Annotated in this window: 20 protein-coding genes; 7 read left to right on the top strand and 13 right to left on the bottom strand. The window is 67.8% G+C overall.

Translation table 11 applies throughout. The annotated features are described in order from the left end of the window. The first annotated feature begins 37 nt into the window (after window positions 1-37). Both IPM73_08760 and IPM73_08765 read left to right on the top strand, forming a co-directional pair. A complete protein-coding gene (locus IPM73_08760; GenBank protein ID MBK8918119.1) occupies window positions 38-328 on the top strand; it encodes a nucleotidyltransferase family protein in 291 nt (96 codons plus the stop codon). Next, on the top strand, window positions 321-674 hold the full coding sequence (locus IPM73_08765) for a DUF86 domain-containing protein (GenBank protein ID MBK8918120.1): 354 nt from the start codon (window positions 321-323) through the stop codon (window positions 672-674). The genes IPM73_08760 and IPM73_08765 overlap by 8 nt, the downstream gene beginning before the upstream one ends. A gap of 51 nt (window positions 675-725) precedes the next feature. On the opposite strand, the gene IPM73_08770 is transcribed toward IPM73_08765, so the two are convergent. The 8 genes from IPM73_08770 to IPM73_08805 form a co-directional block, all read right to left on the bottom strand. After that, window positions 726-1,925, bottom strand: coding sequence for an acetyl-CoA C-acyltransferase (locus IPM73_08770; protein MBK8918121.1), 1,200 nt, complete (start codon window positions 1,923-1,925; stop codon window positions 726-728). A 63-nt stretch (window positions 1,926-1,988) separates the two neighbouring features. Further along, a complete protein-coding gene (locus tag IPM73_08775) occupies window positions 1,989-4,382 on the bottom strand; it encodes a 3-hydroxyacyl-CoA dehydrogenase/enoyl-CoA hydratase family protein (GenBank protein MBK8918122.1) in 2,394 nt (797 codons plus the stop codon). Next, complete coding sequence (locus IPM73_08780; GenBank protein ID MBK8918123.1) at window positions 4,379-6,307, bottom strand: enoyl-CoA hydratase/isomerase family protein; 1,929 nt, start codon at window positions 6,305-6,307, stop codon at window positions 4,379-4,381. Before IPM73_08780 ends, IPM73_08775 begins: the two co-directional genes overlap by 4 nt. Beyond that, window positions 6,307-7,596 (bottom strand): acetyl-CoA C-acetyltransferase, encoded by a 1,290-nt coding sequence (locus IPM73_08785; GenBank protein ID MBK8918124.1) that lies wholly within the window; start codon window positions 7,594-7,596, stop codon window positions 6,307-6,309. The genes IPM73_08780 and IPM73_08785 overlap by 1 nt, the downstream gene beginning before the upstream one ends. A gap of 3 nt (window positions 7,597-7,599) precedes the next feature. Beyond that, complete coding sequence (locus IPM73_08790; GenBank protein ID MBK8918125.1) at window positions 7,600-9,945, bottom strand: acyl-CoA dehydrogenase; 2,346 nt, start codon at window positions 9,943-9,945, stop codon at window positions 7,600-7,602. Then, on the bottom strand, window positions 9,942-10,640 hold the full coding sequence (locus IPM73_08795) for a TetR family transcriptional regulator (GenBank protein ID MBK8918126.1): 699 nt from the start codon (window positions 10,638-10,640) through the stop codon (window positions 9,942-9,944). Before IPM73_08795 ends, IPM73_08790 begins: the two co-directional genes overlap by 4 nt. A gap of 124 nt (window positions 10,641-10,764) precedes the next feature. Beyond that, window positions 10,765-12,900 (bottom strand): EAL domain-containing protein, encoded by a 2,136-nt coding sequence (locus tag IPM73_08800; protein ID MBK8918127.1) that lies wholly within the window; start codon window positions 12,898-12,900, stop codon window positions 10,765-10,767. A 92-nt stretch (window positions 12,901-12,992) separates the two neighbouring features. Beyond that, the gene (locus tag IPM73_08805; protein ID MBK8918128.1) at window positions 12,993-15,134 is read right to left on the bottom strand and encodes an HDOD domain-containing protein; all 2,142 of its coding nucleotides are present in this window, start codon (window positions 15,132-15,134) and stop codon (window positions 12,993-12,995) included. A 233-nt stretch (window positions 15,135-15,367) separates the two neighbouring features. On the opposite strand from IPM73_08805, the gene IPM73_08810 reads away from it, so the two are divergent. Further along, window positions 15,368-16,390: an erythrose-4-phosphate dehydrogenase gene (locus tag IPM73_08810; protein MBK8918129.1), complete on the top strand. Its 1,023-nt coding sequence runs from the start codon at window positions 15,368-15,370 to the stop codon at window positions 16,388-16,390. 23 nt (window positions 16,391-16,413) lie between these two features. Here the strand turns inward: IPM73_08810 and IPM73_08815 are convergent, their stop codons facing one another. After that, window positions 16,414-17,202, bottom strand: a complete 789-nt coding sequence (locus IPM73_08815; protein MBK8918130.1) for an alpha/beta hydrolase — start codon at window positions 17,200-17,202, stop codon at window positions 16,414-16,416. Window positions 17,203-17,323: 121 nt separating this feature from the next. Then, on the bottom strand, window positions 17,324-17,722 hold the full coding sequence (locus IPM73_08820) for a ProQ/FinO family protein (GenBank protein ID MBK8918131.1): 399 nt from the start codon (window positions 17,720-17,722) through the stop codon (window positions 17,324-17,326). A gap of 143 nt (window positions 17,723-17,865) precedes the next feature. Between IPM73_08820 and IPM73_08825 the strand changes: the two genes are divergently transcribed. From IPM73_08825 to IPM73_08835, 3 genes are all read left to right on the top strand, one after another. Continuing rightward, window positions 17,866-18,321, top strand: coding sequence for a peroxiredoxin (locus IPM73_08825; protein MBK8918132.1), 456 nt, complete (start codon window positions 17,866-17,868; stop codon window positions 18,319-18,321). A 24-nt stretch (window positions 18,322-18,345) separates the two neighbouring features. Beyond that, window positions 18,346-19,767 (top strand): PhoH family protein, encoded by a 1,422-nt coding sequence (locus tag IPM73_08830; GenBank protein MBK8918133.1) that lies wholly within the window; start codon window positions 18,346-18,348, stop codon window positions 19,765-19,767. 79 nt (window positions 19,768-19,846) lie between these two features. Next, window positions 19,847-21,079 carry a transglutaminase domain-containing protein gene (locus IPM73_08835; GenBank protein MBK8918134.1) on the top strand — a complete coding sequence of 411 codons (1,233 nt, stop codon included), beginning with the start codon at window positions 19,847-19,849 and terminating at the stop codon, window positions 21,077-21,079. 14 nt (window positions 21,080-21,093) lie between these two features. Here the strand turns inward: IPM73_08835 and dnaB are convergent, their stop codons facing one another. The 3 genes from dnaB to IPM73_08850 form a co-directional block, all read right to left on the bottom strand. Next, complete coding sequence (gene dnaB, locus IPM73_08840) at window positions 21,094-22,524, bottom strand: replicative DNA helicase (protein ID MBK8918135.1); 1,431 nt, start codon at window positions 22,522-22,524, stop codon at window positions 21,094-21,096. Between the two features lie 121 nt (window positions 22,525-22,645). Continuing rightward, a complete protein-coding gene (locus IPM73_08845) occupies window positions 22,646-22,945 on the bottom strand; it encodes a hypothetical protein (GenBank protein MBK8918136.1) in 300 nt (99 codons plus the stop codon). Between the two features lie 40 nt (window positions 22,946-22,985). Further along, entirely contained in the window at window positions 22,986-23,504 is a 519-nt protein-coding gene (locus tag IPM73_08850) for a YXWGXW repeat-containing protein (protein ID MBK8918137.1), read from the bottom strand. A 210-nt stretch (window positions 23,505-23,714) separates the two neighbouring features. Here IPM73_08850 and IPM73_08855 point away from each other — a divergent pair, with 210 nt between their 5' ends. Beyond that, window positions 23,715-24,395: a carboxylesterase gene (locus IPM73_08855; protein MBK8918138.1), complete on the top strand. Its 681-nt coding sequence runs from the start codon at window positions 23,715-23,717 to the stop codon at window positions 24,393-24,395. The last annotated feature ends 64 nt before the right edge of the window (window positions 24,396-24,459 follow it).

A 24,459-nucleotide genomic window follows, 5' to 3' on the forward strand; every position in this document is an offset into this window, starting at 1 on the left:
GGGGAACGCGTGGCATGATTCGAGGCAGGAGGAGAACATGGACAAGACGACCGCACTTCAGATCCTCATCCAGAGCAAGCCGGTTCTCGCGGAACGCTTTGGCGTGAGAGAACTCGCCCTGTTCGGATCGACGGCCGGCGACCGTGCCGGCACGGCGAGCGATATCGACGTCCTCGTCACCTTCGACGGTCCAGCAAGTTCGGCCCGCTACTTCGGCGTCCAGTTCTATCTGGAGGATATTCTGGGCTGCCCCGTCGATCTGGTCACCGACAAGGCCCTGCGTCCTGAATTGCGACCTTTCGTTGAGCGCGAGGCGATCCGTGTCTGATTCTCCGGCACGGGAGTGGCAGTTCTATATCGACGACATGCTGGAAACTGCGCGCAAGGTACTGCTTTACACCGACGACCTCGACCAGGCGAAGTTCGTTTCCAGTGGACTCAACGATGACGCCTCCGTGCGCAATCTCGAAATCATGGACGAGCCGGAAAGCCATGTTCCGGAGGAGGTCCGCCGCCATCACCGTCACATCCCCTGGCGCCAGATCGTGGCCACCCGCAATCGCCTGATCCACGGCGACCTGGGAATCGACAACGACACGCTCTGGAGCATCGTTCGCGATGACATTCCGCTCCTGGCCGGATCGCTGGCAGGACTGAAGGCAGGCCTGAGGTAGAAAGGAAGTCCCTCAATCCCCTGGCAAACGCATCGCGAGGGTTTCGGGCGGCTACAGCCGCTCGAACACCCCCGCCGCCCCCATCCCCGTGCCGATGCACATCGTGACCATGCCGTAGCGGCCGCCGCTGCGCTTCAAGCCGTGTACCAGGGTGGCGGTGCGGATGGCGCCGGTGGCGCCCAGGGGGTGCCCCAGGGCAATGGCGCCCCCCAGGGGATTGACCCGGGCCGGGTCCAGGCCCAGCTCGCCGATGACGGCGAGGGCCTGGGCGGCGAAGGCTTCGTTGAGTTCGATCCAGTCCAGGTCGGCGAGGCGGATGCCGGCCCGGGCCAGCGCCGGCGGCACCGCCGCCACCGGACCGATGCCCATGATCTCCGGCGCCACGCCGGCAACGGCGTACGCCGCAAAGCGGGCCAGGGGATCGACCTTCAGTTCCTTGAGCAGGCGCCCTGAAACGAGGAGCACCGCCGCAGCGCCGTCGGACATCTGGGACGAATTGCCGGCGGTGACCGAACCCCGGGCGTGGAAGGCCGGCTTCAGTCGGGCCAGGGATTCCGGGGTGCAGTCGGCGCGGGGGCCCTCGTCGCGGTCGGCGGTGGCGGTCGTGAGCCGGATTTCCCCGCTGGCCAGATCCGGCTGGCGGTGGACCAGTTCCGCCGGCGTCGTCTCGGCCCGGAAGTGCCCGGCGGCGATCGCCGCGACGGCCCGGCGGTGGGATTCGACGGCGAAGGCGTCCTGGGCCTCCCGGCCGATGTTCCAGCGGTGGGCCAGCTTTTCAGCGGTGAGCCCCATGCCGTAGGCGATGGCGCGGTTCTCGTCATGGGCGAAGACGGCGGGGTTGATGGCGGTCTTGTTGCCGGTGATCTGCGGCATGGCGCTCATGGATTCGGTGCCCGCCGCAATGACCGCGTCGGCCTCCCCCAGGCGGATGCGGGCCGCCGCATCCGCCACCGCCTGGAGGCCGGAAGCACAGAAGCGGTTGATGGTCATGCCCGGCACGCTGTGGGGCAGCCCGGCCAGCAGGAGCCCGATGCGGGCGACGTTCATGCCCTGCTCCGCCTCGGGCATGGCGCAACCGACGATCACGTCGGCCACCCGGGCCGGGTCCAGCGTCGGCACCTGGGCCAGCAGTGCCCGCAGCGCCTGGGCCAGCAGATCGTCCGGCCGGGTGCTGGCGTAAAGCCCGTTCTTCTTGCCCACCGGCAGCCGGGTCGCGGCAAGGATGTAGGCGTCCTGGAGCGTGTGCGTCATGGCAATTCCTTTTTGTGGGAGGGGGAAGGAGGAAGGGCTTCGCCCCTCCCTCCTCACCCCTCACTAATTCCTGAGCGGTTTCCCGGTGTCGACCATGTGCTGGATGCGGGCCTGGCTTTCCGGGGTCTTGAGGAGTTCCATGAAGAGACGGCGCTCCACGGTGAGCAGCCATTCCTCGTCCACCCGGCTCCCCGTATCCACCTCGCCGCCGCACAGGGCCACTGCCGCGGCCCGGGCGACGCGGGCGTCGTGGGGCGAAATCTGCCCCCCCTCCAGCATGTTGAGGAGCACCATCTCGAAGGTGGCGATGCCGCCGCGCCCCGCCACCGGAACGTCCCGCCCGGGCATCGGGGGAGTGTAGCCGGCCCGGGCGAGGGCCCGCGCTTCGCCCAGGGCGACGAAGAGCAGTTCCCGGGCGTTGAAGACCACGGGGTCGGCTTCCCGGGCGAAGCCCAGTTCGATCGCCTCCCGGCCGCTGCCCGCCACCTTGGCCATGGCGATGGTGGTGAAGACGTTCTGCAGGAAGGGGAAGACTTCCCCGGGGGTCGCGGTCTGGCGCGCCAGGGCCGCGGCGCGCAGGGCGAATTCCTTGCTGCCGCCACCGGCGGGGATGACGCCCACGCCGGCCTCCACCAGGCCCACGTAGCTTTCCAGGGCCAGCACCCGCCGGGCGGCGTGCATGAGGAATTCGCAGCCTCCCCCCAGGGCGAGGCCCTGCACAGCGGCCACCACCGGCACCTGGGCGAATTTGATGGCCTGGGAGGTCCGCTGGAATTTCTCCACTCCGGCTTCCAGGAGGGCGAATTCCCCCGCGGCCACGGACTGGGCCACCTGTTTGAGGTTGGCCCCCACGGCAAAGGGCGCCTCGTGCCAGAGCACCAGGCCGTCGAGATCCCGCTCCGCCAGGGCAATGGCGCTCTGGACGCCGGCGATGACTTCGGCCCCCAGGGTATGCATGTGGGTCTTCACCGACAGGATGCCGATGCCGGCATCCTGCTGCGGCAGCCGCCAGAGACGGACACCGGGGTTCTCGTAAAGCGTCTCGCCTGCTTCTTCAGGGGTCGGCAGCCCTTCGCCGACCAGCGCTTCCGGGAACACCTGCCGGCCATAGACCGGCAAGGTCGAGCGGGCCACCGCGGCCCGCCGGCGGGGGGACCAGGAGCCGCCGGGGCCATGGACGCCGCTGCGGCCGTCGAAGACCCAGGCCGGCAACGGGGTGCTGCCCAGGGCGCGGCCGCCGGCGACGTCGTCCGCCACCGCCCGGGCCACCTCCAGCCAGCCGGCGGCCTGCCAGATCTCGAAGACCCCCTGGCTCCAGCCGAAGCCCCAGCGCAGGGCGAGGTCCACGTCGCGGGCGTTGTCGGCGAAGTGCTCCAGTTGCACCGCCGCGTAGTGGAAAACGTCACGGAAGATGGCCCACAGGAAGCGCGCCTGGGGATGGGGGCTCTGGCGCAGACCGGCGAAGCGCGCCGCCGGGTCGGGGAGCGCCAGGAGGGCCGCCACCTCGTCGGCCACGGCGCCGGCCGAGGGGCGATGGGCGCCGCTTTGCGGGTCGAGGACGGTGATCTCGCGGCCCGCCTTGCGGTAGATGCCGCCCCCACTCTTCTGGCCCAGGGAGCCGGCGGCGATGAGGGCCTCCAGCCAGGCCGGCACCCGGAAGTGCTCGTGCCAGGGGTCGTCGGGCAGGGTGGCGCCCATGGTGCGGATGGCGTGGCCCACCACGTCCAGGCCCACCACGTCGGCGGTGCGGTAGGTGGCGCTCTTGGGCCGGCCGATGGCCGGTCCGGTGAGGGCATCGACCGTATCGAATCCCAGACCGCTGGCGGCGGTATGGTGCATCACCGCCAGCATGGAAAAGACGCCGATGCGGTTGGCGACGAAATTGGGCGTATCGAGGCCACGCACCACCCCCTTGCCCAGGCGACTCACCAGCCAGCTTTCCAGGGCGTCCAGGGTGGAGGTGTCGGTCTCGCTGGCGGGAACGATTTCCACCAGCGCCATGTAGCGCGGGGGGTTGAAGAAGTGGATGCCGCAGAAGGCCCTTCGGGCCGCCTCGGGCAGCGCCTGGGCCAGGGCCTCGATGGACAGGCCCGAGGTATTGGAGGCCACGACGGCCCCGGGGGCCAGGTGAGGGGCGATGCGGCCATAGAGCTCGCGCTTCCAGTCGAGGCGTTCGGCGATGGCCTCGATGACCAGATCACATCCTTGCAGCCGGGGAAGGTCGTCGTCGTACTGGGCCGGCTCGATCAGGCCCAGGCGATCCCGGGCCGCCAGGGGCGCCGGTTGCAGGGTCTTGAGGCCGGCCAGGGCCTTGCGGGGGATGCGCTGGCGATCCTCCGGCGGACCCGGCAGGTCGTAGAGGAGCACCGGCACGCCGGCGTTGGCGAGGTGGGCGGCAATCTGCGCCCCCATGACCCCGGCGCCGAGGACGGCGGCTTTCCTGACCGTGAGTTTCATCTTTCCTTGCTCCTTTGCTGCTCCAGGTTGAGCGGTCCCCCCGTGTAGGGCGCGAAGCCCGTCCCGAAGATGACTCCGGCGTCGGCCAGATCGGCATCGGCCACCACGCCCTCGCGTACCAGTTGCCCCGTCCGCGCGATGAGGGGCTCCAGCAGGCGCTCGGCAATGCCGGCCGGCGCTCTTCCCGGGCGTCCCTTGCTCGCCCCGTCCGCCGTCCAGGCATAGAAGCCGCGCCCGCTCTTCTTGCCCAGATCCCCCCGGGCGACGCGCTCGGCGAGGCCCCGGGGCGCCTCGCCCGCGACGAGCTGCCGCCCGGCAGCCAGAACGATGTCCAGGCCGACCGTATCGGCCAGTTCCACCGGCCCCAGGGGCATGCCGAAGGCGACCAGGGCCGCGTCCAGGGCGGCGGGATCGACGCCCTCATCGACGGCGAGCAGCGCCTCCCTCAGATAGGGCGCCAGAACGGCGTTGACGAGAAAGCCGGGGGCGCTGGCCACCGGCAAGGGCAATTTGTCGATCTGGCGCACGAAGGCACAGGCGGCGGACACCGCCTCCTGGTCGGTCCCCGAAGCCCGCACCACCTCCACCAGGGGCATCTGCGCCACCGGATTGAAGAAATGGATGCCCACCAGGCGCCGGGGCCGGGCGAGATCAGGGCAAATGGCCTCCAGGCGCAGGCTGGAGGTATTGGTCGCCAGGAGCGCGCCCGGCTTGAGGCGGGCTTCCAGCCGGGCCAGCAGCGCCCGCTTGACGGCGGCGTCCTCGAACACCGCTTCGATGACGACGTCGGCCAGGGCCACGCCCGCGCCCGTCGGATCCGGCACCAGGCGGTCCCGGGCATCGCGCCGGGCCAGGGGATCGCGCAGCCTGCGGGCAAAGAGCGCCTCCGCCCGGGCGAGAGCCGGGGCGATGCGCTCCAGGCCCCGGTCTTCCAGGCTCACCGTGAGGCCGCTCAGGGCGCACCAGGCGGCGATGTCGCCCCCCATGACGCCTGCCCCCACCACATGCACCCGCCGGGCCCGGAAGGAAGAATCCTTGCCGAAGGCCTTGAGGCGCTCCTGCAGGCCATACACCCGCAGCAGGTTGTGGGCGGTGGGCGAAGCGACGATGCGCTCGACGATGGCGGGAGCGGCCAGGGGATTGCCCCCGTGACGCTGCCACAGTTCGAGGATGGCGTAGGGCGCCGGATAGTGTTCGGGCCGCGCCTTCTGCGCCAACTGGCGACGGGCGCCGGCCGCCGCCAGGGCCTTCAGCGGGCCGTTGAGCAGCCGCTGTCCCAGGGCCAGTGGCCGCGGGCCGCGGCTTGAGAGCAACCCCTGCCGCACAGCGGCCTCCTGTACCCGGGGAGCGACGCATTCGTCCGCCAGGCCGATCTGCCGCGCCCGCCGGGCGTCCACACTGCGGCCGCTGAGCATGAGGTCCAGGGCCACGGCGGGCCCGACGCGCCTCGGCAGCCGGGCCATGCCGCCCCAGCCGGGGAAGATGCCCAGCAGGACTTCCGGCAGCCCCAGGCGAGTGGCGGGCTCGTCCACAACCAGGAGGGTGCGGCAGGCCAGGGCGAGTTCCAGCCCGCCCCCCAGGCAGTGACCCCGTACCAGCGCGAGCGTCGGATAGGGCACGCCAGCCAGCCGCTCGAAGAGCCGCCAGCCCCGCTCGACCAGGGTGAGCGCCTGGGAAGCGGAATCCAGCCCGGCGAACTCGTCGATATCGGCCCCGGCGACGAAGCCTGCCTCCTTGCCGGAGCGGATGACCAGGCCGGCCGGGACTTCCCGTTCGCAGTGGTCGAGGATGAGGCCCAGTTCCTCCAGCACTTCCCGTGACAGGGCGTTGGTCGCGGCGCCGGCCCGGTCCAGGATGGCGCTGGCGAGGCCCTCCCCGTCCCGCTCGAAGCGCCAGTGTCGCAGGGGGGTATTCATGGTCGGCATCAGAGCGTCTCGACCAGGGCGGCGCCGCCCATGCCGCCTCCGATGCACAGGGTGGCGACGCCCCGGCGGCCGCCCCGGCGGCGCAGGACGTGCAGCAGGTGGAGGACGATGCGCGCCCCGGAGGCCCCCACCGGATGACCCAGGGCGATGGCGCCACCATCGACGTTGAGCACCTGTTCGTCCGGGGCGCCAAAAGCCCGCTCCAGTCCGAGTTCCTCACGGCACCAGGGTTCCGAACACCAGGCCGCGAGACAGGCGAGCACCTGGGCGGCGAAGGCCTCGTTGATCTCCCAGGCATCGACCTCGGCCAGGGTGAGGTCGTTGTCGATCAGGAGCGGCGTCGCCGCGCAGACCGGTCCAAAGCCCATGGAGTCCGGTTCTAGCCCCGCCCAGCGGACATCGACCAGGCGACCCAGGGGGTCCAGCTTCCAGCGCTCGACGGCAGCTTGTGAAGCCAGCAGCAGCCAGGCGGCGCCGTCGCTGACCTGGGAGCTGTTGGCGGCGGTGATGCGACCGTGGGGCCGGTCGAAGAAAGGCCCCGGGCGCGCCATGCCGGCCGCGCTGGCATCCTCCCGCACCCCGTCGTCCTCGCCGTAAATCCGGCCTGCCGCATCCACCAGGGGAACGATTTCGGCGAAGTGGCCTGCCGCCCGCCCAGCCAAGGCCCGCTGGTGGCTGCGCAGGGCGTAGTCGTCCATGGCCTGACGACTGATGGCGAAGCGGGCCGCCAGGTTTTCCGCCGTCTGCCCCATGAGAAGGCCGACCATGGGATCGGTGAGGCCCTTGAGCAAACCCACCACCGGCGCGAACAGGGCCGCCGGCCGCAGTTTCAGGAAATGGGCGAGCCTGGCCGTCGGGGACTTGAGACCCTGCAGGGCGGCGAACCAGCGCACCATGGTGTCGCCATAGAGCAGCGGCGCCCGGGAGAGGGCGTCGACCCCGCCGGCGAGAACCAGATCGGCCCGCCCAGCGACGATATTGGCGGCGGCCGAATCGATGGCCTGCAGGCCCGAAGCGCAATTGCGCATGACCGTCCAGCCCGGCACCCGGGGTCCGCAACCCAGGCGCAGGGCCACCAGGCGGCCGATATTGGTCTCGTCCGGCGAGGGGGCGGCACAGCCCAGGATCACTTCATCGAGGTGGGCGGGCAGGAAGGGCTGTCGCAGCAGCAGCGCCCTCCCCGCCTGGACGGCGAGGTCCGCAGCGGCAAAGGGCCCAGGCCCGCCCCGGGCCTTGAGGAAGGGCGTGCGGGCACCATCGACCAGATAGACGGGTGCGGGGTAGGCCATGCCTCAGGCGGCCTCCCGCCGCCCCGGGTTGCCCGCGGCCGCGCGCCCCAGGTCGAAGGGGAAGTCGTCCACCCGCACGACCTGATCGCGCAGGGCGTTGCGCCGCCGCAGGATTTCGTATTCCGCTGCGTCGATGATCCCGGCGGCGAAGGCCGCCTGGGCGATGTCGCGCACGTTGGCCTGGGGATCGCCGGCGAAGCGACCCTGCCTTTCGGCATCGCGCACGCGGGCTTCGATGGGCTCCGCGGCGAGAGTGGCGGCCAGGGCCTGCTCGATGGCGCCCACGGGCTCCTCGTCTCCGGGGGGAAGGTAAGTTTCGGCCGTCAGGCGATCCCGGGTGGCCGAGGGTTCGATCAATAAGCGCGCCGCCTGATGCCCCAGTTCGTCGGAGGGCACCACGTAGGGGTGGCCCCAGGGGAAGATGCTGCGATGCAGGAAGCGGCCGATGAAGCGGTTGGGAAAATTGGCGATTACCCCGTCGAAGGCCTGCTGCGCCTTGTACATCGTATCCCACAGGGCCCAGTGGAGCAGCGGCGCGTCGGCCTGGGGCCGCCCGTCGTCCTCGTAGCGCTTGAGGGCGGCGGACATGAGGTACATCTCGGACAGGATGTCCCCCAGGCGGGCCGAGAGTTTTTCCCGCCGCTTGACGCTGCCGCCCAGGACGAGGAGCGAGATGTCGGAAAGAAAGGAAAAAGCCGCGGAAAAGCGCGTGAGCTGCTGGTAATAACGGCGGGCCTCGGGAGCGACCGCGGCACCCACGGCGACGAAGTGCGATCCGGTGAGCCCCAGCCAGAGCGCCCGGACGCCGTGCCGCACGGTGTAGGCGGCGTGGCTCCACAAAGCCCGGTCGAAATCGGCCAGCCCCCGCCGGGGGTCCGGATTCTGGGCGGCCTCCATTTCGGCCAGCAGGTAGGGATGGCAGCGCAGCGCCCCCTGGCCGAAGATGATGAGGCTGCGGGTGAGGATGTTGGCCCCTTCGACAGTGATGCTGATGGGCATCTGCTGATAGGCACGGCCGAGGAAATTGGACGGCCCCAGGCAGATGCCCTTGCCGCCCACCACGTCCATGCCGTCGTTGACCACCTGGCGCGCCCGTTCGGTGACGTGGTACTTGGCGATGGCCGAAACCACCGAGGGCTTTTCCCCCAGATCCACCGCCCCGGCGGTCATGCGCCGGGTGGCGTCCATGAGATAAGTGTAGGCGCCCATGCGGGTCAGGGCCTCCTCGACCCCCTCGAAGCGCCCGACAGCGGTCTTGAACTGGCTGCGTACCCGGGCATAGCCCCCCACGGCCCGTACCGTGGCCTGGGCCATGCCGGTATTGGACGAGGGCAGCGAGATCGAGCGCCCCGCCGCCAGACACTCCATGAGCATGCGCCAGCCCTGCCCGGCCATCTTCGGCCCGCCGATGATGAAATCCAGGGGCATGAAGACATCGCGACCCCGGGTCGGTCCGTTCATGAACATGGCGTTGAGGGGGAAGTGGCGACGACCAATGTCCACTCCCGGGGTGTCCCGCGGGACCAGGGCGCAGGTGATGCCCAGATCCGTGTCGCCCCCCAGCAGCCCGTCGGGGTCGAAGAGCCGGAAGGCGAGGCCCAGCAGGGTGCACACCGGCGCCAGGGTGATGTAGCGCTTGTCCCAGGTGACGCGCATGCCCAGAACCTCGCGTCCTTCCCAGGGGCCGCGGCAGACGATGGCGTAGTCGGGGATGGCGGCGGCGTCGGAACCCGCCCAGGGACTGGTGAGGGCGAAGGCTGGAATCTCCTGGCCCCGCGCGAGCCGCGGCAGGTAGTGTTCCTTCTGTGCCTCGGTGCCGTAGTGCAACAGCAGTTCGGCGGGGCCTAGGGAATTGGGCACCATGACCGACACCGCCAGAGCCGAGGAACGGGTGGACAGGCGGGTCACGACCTGGGAATGGGCGAAGGCGGAAAATTCCAGGCCACCGTAGCGCCGCGGAATGATCATGCCGAGAAAGCCCTTGTCCTTGAGGTACTGCCAGGCCTGCGGCGACAAATCCTGGCGCTCGTGGGTGACATTCCAGTCCTCGACCAGACGGCAGGCTTCATTGACCTCCCGGTCGAGGAAAGCCTGCTCGGCGGCGCTGAGGACAGGCCGCGGGTAGGCCAGGAGTTTTCCCCAGTCCGGATTGCCGCGAAAGAGTTCTCCTTCCCACCACACCGTGCCAGCTTGCAGGGCGTCGCGCTCGGTGTCGGACATCTGGGGCAGCACCTTGCGGTAGGTGGCGAAGAGACCCCGGGTCAGCAGGGTCCGGCGCAGGGGCGGCAGACCAAGCACCAGGGCGAGGCTGGCGGCAAGAAGTGTCAGGACGGTGAGCAGGGCGTTCATGACGAAGCTCCAGTGGCGTGCGGCAGGACGGAATCATCGCCCCCCGGCAGGGGTGCCCGCAGCCCGCCGAGCAGAAAGGACATGAGGCGCGGCAGCAGGCGGGTGGCGCCCTCGTCGGCATGGCTGTCCAGGTGCCAGTCGGTGACCAGGCGCAGGGTGTCGGTGCCGGCGATGGCGTAAGAGGTGGCCCCCAGCATGAAATGGAAGCGCCAGACGATCTCGGCCCGCGGTACGTCCGGCAAGGCCCGGAACAGGGCCGTCGTGAAACGCCCCATCACGACCGAATACTCGTTGGCCAGGAAGGCACGGATGAATTCCGAGGGTTCGGTGAGGGTGCGGCCGAGGAGGCGCAGAAAGACCCGCCCGCCGTGGGCCTCGTCGTCGGCCATGCGCAGCAGGGTGCCGAAGAAGGCATCGACGATCTGGGAAGGCTTCAGGGGGGCGGTGCCGGCGGCCGACTCCATGGCGTCGAGCACCCGCAGGCGCTCGTCGTTCAACCAGTCGAGGCGGCGCCGGAAGACCTCCCGCAGCAGCCCTTCCTTGGATCCGAAGTGGTAATTGACCGCGGCCAGATTGACACCCGCCCCGGCGGTGATCTGCCGCATGGACGTCCCTTCGTAGCCCTGGGCCATGAACAGGCCCTCGGCGGTGTCGAGAATGCGTTCGCGGGTGTCGCTGCTGCGGATTTCGGGCATGGATGCAGGCTCCACGACGGGTTCAGCGTGTCGGCAGCCGAGTCCGGCCACCGGATTCAAACGTTTGTTTGAATGCTAGTCCGGCCCTGCGCCAGGCGCAAGCATGACCTAACCCGAAAAGGAGTCAGTGCGCGGTGACGAGGCTCTCGTTGAGGAGCCGGGTAAAGTCGTCCCGCGTCATGGGGCGCCCGAAGAGGAAGCCCTGCATTTCCCGCGCGCCCACGCTCTTGAGGAAATTGGCCTGCAGGCTCGTCTCGACGCCTTCGGCCACCACGTGCAAGCCCAGGCCGGAGGCGATGGCAACGATGGCCCTGATGATGGTCGAATCTTCCTTGCCCTGCTCGATCTCGCGCACGAAGCACTGGTCGATCTTGATGGTATCGACGGGGAGATTACGCAGGTAGCTGAGGGAGGAATACTGGGTGCCGAAGTCGTCGATGGCGATGCGGATGCCCCGCTCGGCCAGGGCGGCGAGCCGGGCCGAGATGGTCTGCTGGTCCGAGATGAAGACGTTTTCGGTCAGCTCGATCTCGAACGCCCGATGGGAGACGCCGTGGCGGTCGAGAATGCCGACCAGGCGTTCGCCAAACTCCTCGTCGTCGAGCACCGCCGGCGAGATATTCACCGCCATGCGCGGCAGTTCCAGCCCCGTGGCCTGCCAGACCTTCAGGTCGCGGCAGGCCCGCTCGATCACCCAGTCGGTGAGGTTGGCCATGAGACCGATTTCCTCGACCACGGGCAGGAAGCCCCCCGCCGCCACCAGGCCTCGCTCGGGGTGGTGCCAGCGAATGAGCGCCTCGCAGCCGATCACCCGCCGGCTGTCGGAATCGACCTGGGGCTGGTAATAAAGATCGAACTGGTCGTGGTCGATGGCACGGCGGATTTCGTTTTCCAGGGCAAAACGGCGGCTGGAGAGTTCGCCCATGTCCGGCAGGAAGTAGCCAAAGCCGTTCTTGCCCTGGGACTTGACGTGGTACATGGCGATGTCCGCGTGGCGCACCAGGGTTTCGATATCCTCGCCGTCCCGCGGGAAAAGGGCGATGCCGATACTGGCCGTCAGGAAGACTTCCGCCCCGCCGATGAGGAAGGGTTCCGCCATGTCGGCCACCAGCTTGTGGGCGACGACTCCGGCGTCTTCCGGCGCATTGAGGCCGGTGAGCAGGACGATGAATTCGTCGCCTCCCAGCCGCGCTAGGGTGTCCATCTCCCGCAGGCTGCCCTGGAGGCGGCCGGAGACCAGCTTCAGCAGTTCGTCGCCCTTCAGGTGGCCGAAGGTGTCGTTGGCCAGCTTGAAGCGATCCAGATCGATGAAGAGCACCGCCACCTTGCTGCCACCCCGCCGCGCCTGCACCATGGCCAGCCCCAGGCGGTCGCAGAAGAGCGCCCGGTTGGGCAGCCCGGTGAGGATATCGTGGTAGGCGAGGTGGGCCAGACGATCCTCGGCGGACTTGCGCGCCGTGACGTCGCGGGCAATGCCGTACACCAGGCTGCTGAAGCCCCCGGCCAACGCGCCCCGGGGCGCTTCGAAACGGGCGGGAACCAGAACGGCGTCGAAGTGGCGCTCTTCCGATCCATCGGTATTGCGAAAGATGCGGAACTCCACATTGCGTTGGCCGGAATCGGCCCGCTCCAAGCTGTAGCGCAGCTTGTCGACGTCCTGGGGCACGATGACTGACAGGATCGACTGTCCCTGGAGTTCCCGCGGCGCATAGCCCGTGAGTTCGACGGAACGGTCGTTCACGTAGGTAAAGCGGAATTCCTCGTCGAGGGTGAAGATCAGGTCGGGGGACGCTTCCACCAGGAAGCGGTGCTGGGTCTCGGACTGCTCGAGCTGGCGGGCGATCTCCCGGTTGGTCCGTTCCAGGTGGCGGCGCTGCAACACCCGGCGCACGGCATGGAGGAGCACTTCGACTTCGTAGGGTTTGCGCAGGTAGTCGCTCGCCCCCAGACGCAATGCACCGATGGCGGACTCGACCATGGAATCGCCGCTGATGACGATCACCGCCGCCTCGAGCCGGGCGCTGCGGATCATGCCCAGCAGATCGAGGCCGTCGATGTCCCCCAGATGCAGGTCGAGCAGGATGAGATCGATGCCACCCGCCATCAGGGCCGCCAAGGCCTCCTGGCCACTCTCGCAGCCCTGGACCCCGTAACCGGCGTGGCGCAGGATGGCGCACAGGCTGTCCCGCAGGAGCGGCTCGTCGTCAACGACGAGGAGCTTCACCCCTTCCGGAGAGAAGCCGCTCACCTCATCGCCCACCGCAGGCCCTTCAGAACCCAACAAGTCGCCCCCCAACCCCGAACGGAACGCAGATGCTGCGGAGGATTGTAACCGCTAAACGGCGGCGTCTATTACTTTCCGGAGAAGGGAAGAAGAATCTGGAAACGGGTGCCCTGGGCGCTGGAGCGGCAGTTGATGAGGCCGCGCAGATCCCGCACCAGTTGCCCGACGATGGCCAGCCCGATGCCCTGGTGCTGCCCCCCCTTGGTGCTGGTGACCTGCTGGTAGAGGCGGGCGAGGATTTCCTTGGGGATTCCTGGACCGTTGTCCTCGATGGCGATTTCGGCGTGGGACGCGCCCGATCCCGACCCCCAGGGCGCCGTGGTCACGCGCACGATCCCCCCGTTCGGCATGGCCTCGATGGAATTCTTCAACAGGTTGAGGAGCAATTGCTTGACGCCATCCCCGTCGCTGGCGATGTCGGGAAGCTCGGCCGAGAGGTCGAGCCGGATGTCGATCCCCGGCCCCACGGCCAGGGAACTGCGACACAGGGAAACGATCTCGCCGATGACCTTGTTGAGATTCAGAGATGCCGCCCCACCGGATTTCGGCTTCTCCCGGCCCTGGCGCACCGAGTGGAGAATCTTGCCGATGCGGTCGATCTCGCCCCGCACCACGCCCAGTTCCGGCGGTGAGAAGGCCTTGTCGGCGCATTCGGCCTCCAGGACATGCAGATAATTGCGGATGATCGACAGGGGATTGCTGATTTCATGCACCAGGCTGTTGAGCCGCAACTCGATACCCTTGTCGCCCCCCGGGGCGCGCTGCCCGCCCTTGGCATCTTCCAGAGCCTCTGCCGCGCCGCGGCCAAAATGGGCAAGGCAGGCCAGCCTGCCCTCCAGGGCTTCGCGCTCCGCACTGCCATTGATCCTCGCCACCAGGATTCCCACCGCCCGGTGCCGAGTCGTCAGAGGAAGGACGAGAACCCCCTCGCCCCCAACCAGGCGCAGGATCTGCTCATCGATGATTTCACCCCCCCGTTGTCCAGCCAGGAGGAACGAAGGCCCCGCCGACAGGGCTGAGGCCAGCCGGGACCCGGAGTTGCGGGCAAAGGCCAACTGGGCAAGACGGTTCCCCTTGAGCCCCAGCGGACGGGCTTCGAAGCGCTCGCCAACGGCTTCGAACCACAGGGCCGGATCGACGTCGAAAAGCAGCTTGATGGCCCGGGCCAGGCCCTGAACGGCCGCTTCCGCGCCAGCGGCTGGCCCTTGGGCGGCCAGGGTCTGGTCCACCAGGAGCACGTCCTGGATGCGGGAGGCAAGCAGTGCCACTTCGTCGGCCTCGGAAACAGCCGGGCGGGGCACAACCGCAGGAACGTCGGCCGGACCCGGAAGCTGGATGCCCAGTTGCTCCGCCACCGAGACGAGCTCGATCTCGACCGCTTCGAGCAGGCCGCCCAGATCGGAAACCGCCGCCCCGGTCAGGGCGACCAGCGCGTTCTCTTCCTCGCCGGGCTCCCCGCTCCGCAGGACGGCCAGACGGTTGGCCGCCAGCACGATGCGCACCAGAGGATGCGCCGTAGCGACCCGCGCCGCGGACTCGTGGTGGTACAGCACGCTGTCGCCCAGGAAGGAGTCGAGTTCCCACTTCTCCACCAGCCAGGCTCCCACCTCGGCGTGAGTCAGCGCGAAGACCTCGGTCTCCCGGGCGCACAGCGCCTGGTTGTCCTCGTACTCATAGAAAATGCGGGTATAGGTCTCCGGGTCCGAAGCCAGAATGGCCAACTGGCCGACGTCATGCAGCAGGCCGCCCAGATAGGCCTCTTCCGGACTGGCGTCGTCGCTGCCGCGCCGGGCGAGTTCCCGGGCGATGAGAGCGGTACGCAGGGAATGTCCCCAGAAGCGCTTCAGGTCCACGTCCCGCCCGGAAGTGAAACGATTGAAGACCTGCATCACCGACTCGTTGATGACGACCGTCTTGATGGCATTCATGCCCAGGAGCGACAGGCACTGCTCCAGGGTACTGGGGCGCCCCCGCCCGTGGTAGGCGGAAGACGAGGCCAGGGCGAAGACCCGGGCCGCCATGGCTGCATCCTTGCCCACCACGCCCGCCAGATCGACGAGGGAGACGTCCTCCTTGTGGCAGAGATCGAGGAGGCGCAACAGAACCTGGGGCATGGACGGCAGGCGCGCCATGGCGAGCTTGCCGCGGAAATCCCGCGGCCCAGCGCCTGCCGCTGCGACCATGGTGCCTGCTGCCCCGCCACTCATCATGCTATCCCGCCCCGCCCCCGCAAAAACCCCTGGCAGAAATCCTCAACCGCCCGGAAATGCCCAGAATATCATAGGCCCGGGGGGATCGTACCCGCCGCTGGAGCAGCGCTGAGCACGACCGTGAATTTTGCCGCGACCGGCTCAAATCGGGGCTTTCTCCTCGTCGCCGCAACGGGAGGGTTGAAGCCCTCCGGCGTGCTAAGCTGCGCGCCTTCGTTTTCCAGCCTCCTGCCATGAGCCTGCGTCTCGCCATCAACGGCTACGGCCGCATCGGCCGCTGCTTCCTGCGCGCCCTGCACGCTTCGCCCTGCCGTCGCGACATGATCGTCGTCGCCATCAACGAGCCCGCCGATCTCGAAAGCATGGCCTACCTGACCCGCTTCGACTCGACCCACGGCCGCTTCGCCGCTCAGGTGGACCTTGCGCCCGACACCCTGCTCATCGACGGCCAGCCCATTGCGGTGAGCCACGGCCCAAGGCCGCAGGACGTGGATTGGAAGGCCCTGGGCATCGATCTCCTGGTCGAGGCTTCGGGCCGCTATGCTCACCGCGGCGAACTGGAGGCCTTCATCGCCGCCGGATGCCCCCGCCTGCTCCTTTCCCAACCGGCCCACAGCGCCGAGGATGTGGATCGCACCGTCGTCTACGGTTTCAATGAAGCCGGACTGAGCGGGCGCGAACGCATCGTTTCCGCCGCATCCTGCACCACCAATGCCGTCGTGCCGCTGCTTGCCCTGCTGGACGAGACTTTCGGCATCGAGCAGGGCCTCCTCACCACCCTGCACTCGGTCATGAACGACCAGCCCCTGGTCGACGGCTACCACCACGCGGATTTGCGCCGTACCCGTTCGGCCATGCAGTCCATGATCCCGGTGGCCACGGGACTGGCCCGGGGCGTCGAACGGCTGCTGCCCCATCTGTGCGGCCGCATCGATGCCAAGGCGATCCGCATCCCGGTACCCAACGTTTCCGCTATCGAGTTGGTGGCCCGTCTGGGCCGGCCCGCGGACCTCGCCACGGTCAATGCCTGCCTGCGGCAGGCCGCTGCGGGTTCCGGCGGGCGCATTGGCTGGACCGAGGAACCCCACGCCTCGACGGACTTCATCCACAGCCCCGAATCGGCCATCGTCGACGGCAGCCAGACCCGCCTGTGCGGCGATCGCCTGCTCAATGTGTTCATCTGGTTCGACAACGAGTGGGGATTCGCCAACCGCATGGTCGACATTGCCGCCTACTGGGGGCGCCGCCTGCCCTGACGCGCATCCTGGCAGTCGAATTCCTATCCGCGCTCCGCGACCTGGAAGAAATTTTCGATTGCGGCGGCCACACGCTCCGGCTGGTCGTGGTGCAGATTGTGGCCGCAATCGGCGATGTCCTCCCGAACCAGACGCGAGAAACACGCCAGGCGCCGGGCGAGCTCGGCTCCATCTTCGGCAAAACGCTGCGCCACGTAACCCTGCTCGGCGACGAGAAGGCGGACCGGCGCGCTGATGGCACGCCAGCACGCCATGGCGTCCGCGACCTGATAGGGAACCGGCGCCGGGTGCCGATGCCAGGGGTCGCAGGCCGGGACGATTCTTCCCTCGGGCGTCGCGCGCCCGCACTCCCGGGCCAGGAATTGGGCCCGCGCCACGCTCAGGCGGGGGTTGGAGAAACGCAGGCGCCGTGCGAGTTCCGCGCAATCCCCATAGCTCCGCAGGGCTGGCGGATCGTCCAGGGTTTCCAGCCAATGGCGGAGCCGCGTCGGCGCCTCGTCCGCACCGGCCTGGGGCAGGCCGAGAAAATCGAGCATGACCAGACCACGAACCCGCTCGGGCCGCGCGCCTGCGTAGGCCGCAGCGATGCTTGCCCCCATGCTGTGTCCCACCAGCCGTGCGGGGGAGTCCGGCGAAAAATGGCGCAGCAGAATCTCGAGGTCGGCAAAGTAATCGGCGAACCAGTAGGGTCGCCCCAGCCAGGTGCTGGCCCCGTAACCCCGCCAGTCCGGAGCGACGACGTGCCACTCGCCCTCCAGGGCCTCGACCACGAACTGGAAGGTGGGCGAGGAATCCATCCAGCCGTGCAGCATGAAAATGAGCGGCGCCCCGGGCGGCCCCCAATGGCGGACGTTGTAATGGATCGCCCCGACCGGGATGCGCTCGCTGCGGGAAACGCACTGATCAGGCTGCACGGGGATCCCGCCAAGGCTCTCAGTTGCGGCTGAACTTGCGCGCCAGTTCCTCCAGCTTTTCCTGCCGCCGGGCAGCTTCGGCCTCGTTCTTGCGGCGATCGGCAGCCTTCTTGAAGCGTTCCCGCAGTTCGGTCTCGGCCTGCTCCCGCTGTTCGGCGCTGACTTCCCCCGCCGGCGCCCCGTCCAGATCGAAGCGCTGCTCTGCCTTGGCGATGGCCTTGAGATAGGCGGTGGACGTGGTGTGCAGGCGCAGGGCGGTGCGCAGGGCGGGCGCCTCGAAATCGGGATGCCGCTCGCGCAAGACCTTGTGAATCCCGATGGCCAGGGGCAGGGTGTCGCGGAAGACGGCGTAATCGGCCCGCAGGGCATCGAGGAGCACATTGCGGCGAGGGCCGGACTTCTTTTCGGTGGCGGTCATGGGCAAGACGGGGACAGGAAGGCAAGCCGCGAGTTTAGCGGAATTCTCTCCGCGCCGAACTTCGGGCGGGCGGTCGGCCCGCTTGACCCTGCGCCGATCTTTTCCCCACAATGCAAGCGCCCATGACAACGCAAAGCCCCCCGATGCTCGCTCAAGCCCTGCCCGATTTCTCCCTCGCCGCCACCGGAGGCGGCACGTTTACCCCGGCAGCCCAGGCCGGCAAGGTCATCGTTCTCTACTTCTACCCCAAGGACAGCACGCCGGGTTGCACCACCGAAGCGCAGCAGTTCCGCGACCTGCACGAGCGCTTCGTCGCGGCCGGTGCAGTGGTTTTCGGCATTTCCCGCGACAGCCTCAAATCCCACGAGAACTTCAAGGCCAAACAGGAGCTTCCCTTCGAACTCCTGTGCGACAAGGACGAAACGGCCTCGACCCTGTTCGGGGTCATCAAGATGAAAACCCTGTACGGCAAGGCGGTACGGGGCATCGAGCGCAGTACCTTCGTTGCCGACCGCATGGGCGTGCTGCGCCGGGAATGGCGGGGGGTGAAGGTTCCCGGCCATGCCCAGGAAGTGCTCGATTTCGTGCAGACCCTCTGACCCTTTCCCAGGAAAGATTCCCCGATGCCGCGCCAGCCCGCCGCCAAGAAAGCCGCCCCCAGCAAGATTTTCGTCCTCGACACCAATGTGCTCATGCACGACCCGAGCTGCCTCTTCCGCTTCGAGGAGCACGACGTGTTCATCCCCATGATGACCCTGGAGGAACTGGACAATCACAAGAAGGGCATGTCGGAAATCGCCCGCAATGCCCGCCAGGTTTCGCGCATCCTGGACGACCTGCTGGCCAAGGGCGAGGACGCCATCGAGCACGGCATCCCCCTCTTTGAACCATCGAGCAAGCTGGCTTCGGGAAACCTCTTCCTGCAGACCGAGGCCATCAGTTCCGAGTTACCCCCCGCCCTGCCCACCTCCAAGGTGGACAACCAGATCCTGGCGGTGGTCATCCACCTCCAGCGCAAGCACCCCAAGCGTTCGGTCATCCTGGTGTCCAAGGACATCAACATGCGCATCAAGGCCCGCTCCCTGGGCCTGCCGGCGGAGGACTATTTCAACGACAAGGTGCTGGAGGATACCGACATCCTCTACACCGGCACCCGGGCGCTGCCCGAGAATTTCTGGGACAAGCACGGCCAGGGCATGGAATCCGGCAAGCGGGACAGCAAGACCTATTACCGCATCAAGGGGCCCCTGTGTCCCAGCCTGCTCATCAATGAATTCGTCTGGCTGGAAGCGGACGGCTTTTCCGCCATCGTCAAGGAGACGGGGGGCAAGACCGCCGTCCTGGAGACCCTGGTCGATTACACCCACCCCAAGAACGCGGTGTGGGGGATCACGGCCCGCAACCGGGAGCAGAATTTCGCCATGAACCTGCTCATGAATCCGGACATCGATTTCGTCACCCTCCTCGGCCAGGCGGGAACGGGCAAGACCCTGCTGACCCTGGCCGCGGGCCTCACCCAGGTGCTGGAAAACAAGCTGTACACCGAAATCATCATGACCCGCGTCACCGTGCCGGTGGGCGAGGACATCGGCTTCCTGCCGGGTACCGAGGAAGAGAAGATGGCGCCCTGGATGGGTGCCCTGGAAGACAACCTCGACGTCCTCAACCACAGCGAGGACGAGGGCGGGCCCTACGGCGGCGAATGGGGACGGGCGGCGACCCGCGATCTGATCCGTTCCCGCATCAAGGTCAAGTCCCTCAATTTCATGCGCGGCCGCACTTTCATCAAGAAATACCTCATCATCGACGAGGCGCAGAACCTCACGCCCAAACAGATGAAAACCCTGGTCACCCGGGCCGGACCGGGAACCAAGGTCATCTGTCTGGGCAATATCGCCCAGATCGACACCCCCTACCTGACCGAGGGCAGCTCCGGCCTCACCTATGTGGTGGACCGTTTCAAAGGCTGGCCCCATTCCGGCCACATCACCCTGCAGCGCGGCGAACGGTCCCGTTTGGCCGACCACGCTGCCGAAGTGCTATAATCCGCCTCATTCGTCGGGGGCCGTGTCTAAGGACACGGCCTTTTCGTTTCAGCCCCAGCTCGCTTTACGGAGTATGCCCTTGAAACGTCGCCATTTTCTGGCTGCCGCCGTCGCCTCCCTGGTCGGAACCGAAACCCTGGCGGCCAAAAAGAAGCCCACTGCGCCTGCCTCGCGCTCCGCCAAACCGGCCCGCAAGGCTGCGGCGCGCAAGCCTGCGCCCACCCCTGCAAAGCCGCCCGCCCCGGTCGTTCATACGGCGGACGAACCGATCATCGAGCATCCTCCGCAGGGCTCCTCGGCCAGCCGCCTGCCGCCGGTCAAGGCCCCCGAGCCTCCAGAGGAGTGGAGAACCTACGAAGTCACCACCACGGTGCAATTGAAGCGCGCCCTGGGGCCGACACGCCTGTGGCTCCCCTTGCCGCTCAATCAGGACATGCTCTTTCAGCGCACCCTGGGCCACGCCTGGAAGGGCAACCCGGAATCGGCGAGCCTGCGCCGCCTGCCGGACGGTGACCTTGAAGTGTTCTATTGCGAATGGAACAGCGGCGTCGAGCCGCACATCCGCCTGACCACCACGGTCACCACCGCCGACCGCCATTTCGACGTCACCAAGCGCACCGTCGCCCCCGAGCGTGAGGACATTCTGCGCCGCAACCTGCAAGCGTCGCGCCTGATTCCCAATGACGACGAAGCTCATCGCCTGGGTGAGCGCATCGTCGGCCGCATCAAGGATCCGGTGGCCCAGGTGAAGGCGCTCTACGACTGGGTGATCGAGAACAGCATCTACGACCCCGCCCTGCCCGGCGTCGGGGGTGGCGACATCCGCCGCCAACTCGATGCCCGGCTATACGGTGGACGTTCCGCCGACATCAACGGCCTGCTGGTTGCCCTGTGCCGCGGCATCGGCATCCCGGCCCGTTGCGTCTATGGGCTGCGCGTCGGCCCGTCAAGGCTGTTCCGCAGCCTCGGCCTCAGCGATGACCGGGCAACCACGGCCCAGCACGTGCGGGCCGAGTTCTACGTGCCCGGCTACGGCTGGATTCCGGTGGACCCCAGCGACGTGCGGCGGGTCATCGCCCTGGAAGGCATCTCGGACCGGGACAGCAAGCTCGCCGCCTTGCGCAAGATTCTCTTCGGCGTATGGGAGATGAACTGGATCGCCTTCAACGTGGGCAGCGACGTTCCGCTTCCCGGCAGCCGGGGCAGAATTCCCTTCCTGGTGCACCCGCAACTGGAAGACGCTGACGGCAGCCACGACGGCCGCCTGCCCGACAAGGTTCCCTACACCATCAGCGCCCGCCGCGTGGATTGAGCGACTGCGTTCAATCAGTAAGCCCCGCCGCCCCCCTGGGCGAGATTCTCGAAGCGCGTGTATTCGCCCAGGAAGGCGAGGCGCACCGTGCCCGTGGGGCCGTTACGCTGCTTGCCGATGATGACTTCGGCAATGCCCTTGTCCGGGGTTTCGGGCTTGTAGTACTCCTCCCGGTACATCATCAGGATCACGTCGGCGTCCTGCTCGATGGCGCCCGACTCCCGCAGGTCGGACATCATGGGGCGCTTGTCGTTGCGCTCCTCGACCTTACGGGAAAGCTGCGAGAGGGCGACGATGGGCACCTGGAGTTCCTTGGCCAGGGACTTGATCGAGCGGGAGATTTCCGACACTTCGGTGGCCCGGTTTTCCCCCTGGCGATTGGTGCTCATGAGCTGGATGTAGTCGATGACCAGCAGACCCAGTTTGCCGCCGTATTGGCGCGCCAGACGCCGGGCCCGGGCGCGCAGGTTGCCCGGAGTGAGGCCCCCGGTTTCGTCGATGTAGATGGGCGCCTCGTGCAGCTTGCCCAGGGCGAAGGAGAGCCGCGCCCATTCATCGTCGTTGAGCCGCCCGGTGCGCACCCGGTGCGAATCGAGACGGCCGATGGACGCCAGCATGCGCATGGCGAGCTGGGTACCCCCCATTTCCATCGAAAACACCCCCACCGGCAAACCGGAATCCACCGCCACGTTTTCCGCGATATTGAGGGCAAAGGCCGTTTTACCCATCGAGGGCCGGCCGGCGACGATGATGAGGTCGCCAGGCTGGAAGCCTGAGGTTTTCTGGTCCAGATCGGCGAAACCCGTGGGAACGCCGGTGATGTCGGAGGGGTTTTCCCGGTCGTGCAACTCCTGGATGCGCTCGACCACCTGGGTGAGCAGGGGGTTGATGTGCACGAAGCCGTCGCTGTGGCCTGCCCCCGCTTCGGCGATGGCAAAGATACGGGCTTCGGCTTCGTCCAGGATGGATTCCGCATCACGCCCCAGGGGATTCAGGGCATGGGCGGCGATCTCATCGGCGGTGGCTGCCAGTTGCCGCAGGACGGCCCGCTCGCGCACGATTTCGGCATAGCGCCTGATATTCGCCGCCGACGGCGTATTGGCGGCGAGTTCCCCCAGATAGGCGAGGCCCCCGGTGCGTTCCCCCTCCCCCAGGCCGTCCAGGGCTTCGGCCACCGTGACCACGTCGGCGGGCTTTCCGTTTTCCAGCAGAAGCCGGATCTGGCGGAAGATGCGCCGGTGCTCGTCGCGGTAGAAGTCCGTATCGGCGACCAGATCGCCCATGCGATCCCAGGCCTGGTTATCGAGCAGGAGACCGCCGAGAACGGACTGCTCCGCCTCGATCGAGTGGGGAGGCACCCGCAACTGGGCAACGGCGGAGTCGGCAGGATTCGAGGCAGGGGAGCGGGAATTCATGGCCGGAGTGTACCAGCGCGGCCCCAACATGGGTCGGAGGGAGCCCGGATCATGGCGGGCGGACGCCATCCCGGACGGCTCCCACTGACGCTTGCGCGTCACTCCCGCGGGGCTTGCTCGGCCCGGCCCCCAGGCAAGGCCGTGGGACTGACTACTGGCCCACGGCGTCTACAAAAGCGCGTCGGGCCTGCTCGAAGGCCTTGGCATGGCCCTCGGAAATCCAGGGCGTGCAGGTCTGGCAGAAGGTCTCGAAGGCCAGGAGTATGGCGGCACGATCGAGAGGGGGCAGTCCCGAAGGCACGGTGACGCCCGGATCGAGGGGCTTGAGCACCGCGTGGCGCGGGATGAGGCGCTGGCCGCCCGGGCCGTTGGCCAACATGGGAGCGGTCTTGACCCATTCCGCGCCCTGGTACTCGAAGCGCGCGCCGACGGGAAGCTGGTGGATTCGCATGGTGTCTCCGCAGCAAGTTCTACGGCTGCCAAGGATACCTTCAGCGCCGCCCCCCATGGTGGCGTTCCCAGCGCCCCCGCTGTTCATGCCAGCGATCGCCGTGGCGTTCCCAGCGGTGGGGCGCCCAGTGGTATCCCGGCCGATGCGCCTCCCAATGGCCGGGAACCCAGTCATGGCGATGGCCGGTCCAGGCCCAATAGCCTCCGATCCAGATATGTCCAAACGCGGGAGGCGGTCCCGCGTACTCAACCCGGGGTGCAGGCGGCGCGACGACGATGGGCTGATCGTAATAGGGCCGCGGCGGTGGCGCGACGACACAGCCCGTCAGGAGAGCCACAAGGGCCAGGGGAGCAATTCGGAACCAGGGGGTCATGGCTTTTCTTTCGAGGACGACATGACCGAATAACGCAGCCCCAAGTCTCCCGCAGGACAGTGGAAACAGTCTCTTACGAAAACCGGCCGCGCCGGAAAAGGCCCCCACCGCGTGCAACGCAAGGACGCGTGGCCCTCCCGGAATGAACGTTCGGGATCGGGGCCATGCGGGCCATGAGCGAGACATCCCGGCCGGAAGCCCTGTCGTCCGGAGGCGCGAGCGCGGCCCGCGAGGCCGCCGGGCGACGCCGAAATCCGCCGGCGACGCTCTCATGCATGGTTAACCCCCATGCAGTCGGCGTGACAAGGGCAACACAACCATGTCATGGTGCTGCCCTGTGCCGTCGATCGGATGGCCGCTTGCTGCACTGCTCCCCCGCCACCGAACGTAGGCCCCATGAACATCCTCCTCCCAGCCATCGAGATCGAAACAGCACCCAAGCCGGAATTCGCCGTCATCTGGCTGCATGGTCTGGGCGCGGACGGCAGCGATTTCGCCCCGGCCATCCCCTTTCTTCGACTGCCGGCAGACCTGGCGGTGCGCTTCATCTTTCCCCATGCGCAGGAAATCCGCGTCACCTGCAACGGCGGCTACATCATGCCGGCCTGGTACGACATCATCGAAGCCAACGGCATTGAGCGCGAGGTGGACGAGGTCGGCATCGTCAGCTCCCGCAGCGACATCCGCCGCCTGATCGACCGTGAGAACCAGCGCGGTATTCCCTGTGGGAACATCGTACTGGCAGGATTTTCCCAGGGCGGCGCCATGGCCTATACGGTCGGCCTGACTCACCCGCAGCCCCTGGCCGGCGTCGTCGCCCTCTCGGCTTACATTCCCGCACCTTCTCTTCTCACCGGAGCCGAGTGCGAGCCCAGTCGTGCCACGCCGCTGTTCGCCGGCCATGGCGCCGAAGACGACATCGTTCCCCTGGCCCTCGGCGCCCAGGCGCGGGATGTGCTGCACGCACGCGGCTACGACCTGAGCTGGCATCTCTACCCCATGGACCACACGGTTTCCGAAGACGAACTGGCGGATGTCGGCGCCTGGCTGGCCGAGCGCTTCCGGCGCACGGCGTGACCTCCCCCGGCAGTCTCGCTTGAGCGCCTGCCGCGACGGGAATTCCCTGCCCGGCGCCGGCTGA

This window comes from Betaproteobacteria bacterium, assembly GCA_016720065.1.
Lineage (GTDB): Bacteria > Pseudomonadota > Gammaproteobacteria > Burkholderiales > Rhodocyclaceae > SSSZ01.

What these genes read in the sequence shown, in the direction of transcription:
- IPM73_08760 (MBK8918119.1), top strand. Translation starts at nt 38, where the DNA reads ATGGACAAGACGACCGCACTTCAGATCCTCATCCAGAGCAAGCCGGTT.
- IPM73_08770 (MBK8918121.1), bottom strand. Translation starts at nt 1,925, where the DNA reads ATGACGCACACGCTCCAGGACGCCTACATCCTTGCCGCGACCCGGCTG.
- IPM73_08775 (MBK8918122.1), bottom strand. Translation starts at nt 4,382, where the DNA reads ATGAAACTCACGGTCAGGAAAGCCGCCGTCCTCGGCGCCGGGGTCATG.
- IPM73_08780 (MBK8918123.1), bottom strand. Translation starts at nt 6,307, where the DNA reads ATGCCGACCATGAATACCCCCCTGCGACACTGGCGCTTCGAGCGGGAC.
- IPM73_08785 (MBK8918124.1), bottom strand. Translation starts at nt 7,596, where the DNA reads ATGGCCTACCCCGCACCCGTCTATCTGGTCGATGGTGCCCGCACGCCC.
- IPM73_08790 (MBK8918125.1), bottom strand. Translation starts at nt 9,945, where the DNA reads ATGAACGCCCTGCTCACCGTCCTGACACTTCTTGCCGCCAGCCTCGCC.
- IPM73_08795 (MBK8918126.1), bottom strand. Translation starts at nt 10,640, where the DNA reads ATGCCCGAAATCCGCAGCAGCGACACCCGCGAACGCATTCTCGACACC.
- IPM73_08805 (MBK8918128.1), bottom strand. Translation starts at nt 15,134, where the DNA reads ATGATGAGTGGCGGGGCAGCAGGCACCATGGTCGCAGCGGCAGGCGCT.
- IPM73_08810 (MBK8918129.1), top strand. Translation starts at nt 15,368, where the DNA reads ATGAGCCTGCGTCTCGCCATCAACGGCTACGGCCGCATCGGCCGCTGC.
- IPM73_08815 (MBK8918130.1), bottom strand. Translation starts at nt 17,202, where the DNA reads ATGCTGCACGGCTGGATGGATTCCTCGCCCACCTTCCAGTTCGTGGTC.
- IPM73_08820 (MBK8918131.1), bottom strand. Translation starts at nt 17,722, where the DNA reads ATGACCGCCACCGAAAAGAAGTCCGGCCCTCGCCGCAATGTGCTCCTC.
- IPM73_08825 (MBK8918132.1), top strand. Translation starts at nt 17,866, where the DNA reads ATGCTCGCTCAAGCCCTGCCCGATTTCTCCCTCGCCGCCACCGGAGGC.
- IPM73_08830 (MBK8918133.1), top strand. Translation starts at nt 18,346, where the DNA reads ATGCCGCGCCAGCCCGCCGCCAAGAAAGCCGCCCCCAGCAAGATTTTC.
- dnaB (MBK8918135.1), bottom strand. Translation starts at nt 22,524, where the DNA reads ATGTTGGGGCCGCGCTGGTACACTCCGGCCATGAATTCCCGCTCCCCT.
- IPM73_08845 (MBK8918136.1), bottom strand. Translation starts at nt 22,945, where the DNA reads ATGCGAATCCACCAGCTTCCCGTCGGCGCGCGCTTCGAGTACCAGGGC.
- IPM73_08850 (MBK8918137.1), bottom strand. Translation starts at nt 23,504, where the DNA reads ATGTCTCGCTCATGGCCCGCATGGCCCCGATCCCGAACGTTCATTCCG.
- IPM73_08855 (MBK8918138.1), top strand. Translation starts at nt 23,715, where the DNA reads ATGAACATCCTCCTCCCAGCCATCGAGATCGAAACAGCACCCAAGCCG.